The following is a 1,687-nucleotide window of genomic DNA, read 5'->3' on the forward strand; positions in this document are numbered from 1 at the left end:
ATAATTGTGCCTGAAATAAAAAAGAGCTTACGGATCTATTCTTTCTATCTGTAAGCCTAGAATTATATTGTCAAAAATTAATAAAGAAATTAGTTGTTTTTTATCTCAGTTCTTTGTTGTAAGCAGTTTTTTCTATATTTTTAGTTCGTTAATATCATTAATTATCTGTTCTAAACTTTCTTCAATTTCGTTTTCAAAGTACATATTTGTCTTTCCGTTTTGTAAATGACCTAACCAAAAAAATAATGAAGTTTTATATAGCATTTTAATCAGCTGATTGTCATTTTTAGCATTTTGTCCAACGTAATCATTTCCTGAAGAGAATGTTTCATAACGATGAACAATTGTTGGGTCATCAAACGATAGGTTTAAAGTTGAAAAATCCCGTAATTCATAAAACCCGTAAATATTTAAAATCAATGAATTGTTTATTTTGTCATCTCCTTGTGCAATAGTTGCTCTTAATTGTTCAATTGAAGGTGTTAAAGGCTTAATTCGTCTGTGAGCATAAATTTCGTAATAGGCTTGATTAGAATCTCCAAAACTTGATTCAGTCGGATTTAGTCTCCAAGTATTGCCATCAAGAGTAATTTCCGAATCAATTTCTTGTTTCGCTATTAGAGTGCAAACATCAGAAGTTGTAAAATCCTTTTCTGTTATTTCACGTTCTGTTAATAGTTTCCAGCTTTCATCATTCTGTAATCTATAATTTCCAGAGCGTGTTTCGAGTTCAAATGTGTATTTCATTGATTATGTGTTTCTTAAATTGCTTACAACGTAACGGGTATAAACCATCGTTTTAATGTGGTTTATACCTTGTTAGCACCAGTTATTTTCACGACTTAATTTTAAAATTATGAAACCATTAAATAGAAGAAATTACGGAAGCATCCCACATCTATCTAACAGCAAATTAGGTGAGAAGGATTATTTTATAGGGGAAGGACAAGAGCGAATTTTGACCCTTAAAAAACGAGATAAACACGATACAATATTTGTTTTTGAAAAATATGATGGTTCAAATGTTGGTATCGGGAAAAAGGACGGAAACATTTTTGCTTTAACTCGAAGCGGATATGAAGCAAGTACAAGCCCTTATAAACAGCATCACGAATTTGCGAAATGGGTATATAAAAAACGAGACTTCTTTTCTCTAATATTAGATGAAGGCGAGCGTATTGTTGGCGAATGGCTATTGCAAGCTCACGGATTAATTTATGAGATAAAACAAGAAGACCCGATTGTGTTTTTTGATTGGTACGATAAAAATAATAATAGAAAATTATTTTCAGAACTGGAGAAAGGTCTTGGGTTATGGGATTTGCCTTTGCCCCGATTGTTGCATAAAGGCGATGCGATAAGTGTTAATGAATTGAAGCCAATACTTAATCAAAAAACCGATACAATTATTAGCCAAGGAGAGCCTGAAGGAATGGTTTATAGAGTTGAGCGAAAAGATAAGGTTGATTTTCTTGCTAAATGGGTAAGGAGCGATTTTACTAATGGTAAATATTGCATCGGTATTGATGAAAAAGACCTAATTTATAATGTTAGCTCTTAATTGGTGCTAACGGTCTCGGCTATGAGTAGTTGCGTGGTTTAGCGATTAACTTTGCAAGTACACACCAAGTTGGAAATTCCGCAGGAATTTCCAAAGTAGACGAGAACAAGCAATTACTTATAGCCA

2 protein-coding genes are annotated in these 1,687 nt (G+C 32.7%); one reads left to right on the plus strand and one right to left on the minus strand.

Going from position 1 to position 1,687, the window contains the following annotated elements:
- Window positions 1–132: 132 nt before the first annotated feature.
- On the minus strand, window positions 133–747 hold the full coding sequence (locus H4O20_RS13315) for a hypothetical protein (RefSeq protein ID WP_185099588.1): 615 nt from the start codon (window positions 745–747) through the stop codon (window positions 133–135).
- A gap of 109 nt (window positions 748–856) precedes the next feature.
- Here H4O20_RS13315 and H4O20_RS13320 point away from each other — a divergent pair, with 109 nt between their 5' ends.
- On the plus strand, window positions 857–1,561 hold the full coding sequence (locus H4O20_RS13320; RefSeq protein ID WP_185099589.1) for an RNA ligase family protein: 705 nt from the start codon (window positions 857–859) through the stop codon (window positions 1,559–1,561).
- The last annotated feature ends 126 nt before the right edge of the window (window positions 1,562–1,687 follow it).

The organism is Aequorivita sp. 609 (assembly GCF_014212065.1).
In the GTDB taxonomy this organism is placed as follows: domain Bacteria; phylum Bacteroidota; class Bacteroidia; order Flavobacteriales; family Flavobacteriaceae; genus Aequorivita; species Aequorivita sinensis.

Excerpts from the sequence above, each read along its gene's own strand:
- H4O20_RS13320 (WP_185099589.1), top strand. The coding sequence starts at position 857 with ATGAAACCATTAAATAGAAGAAATTACGGAAGCATCCCACATCTATCT.
- H4O20_RS13315 (WP_185099588.1), bottom strand. The coding sequence starts at position 747 with ATGAAATACACATTTGAACTCGAAACACGCTCTGGAAATTATAGATTA.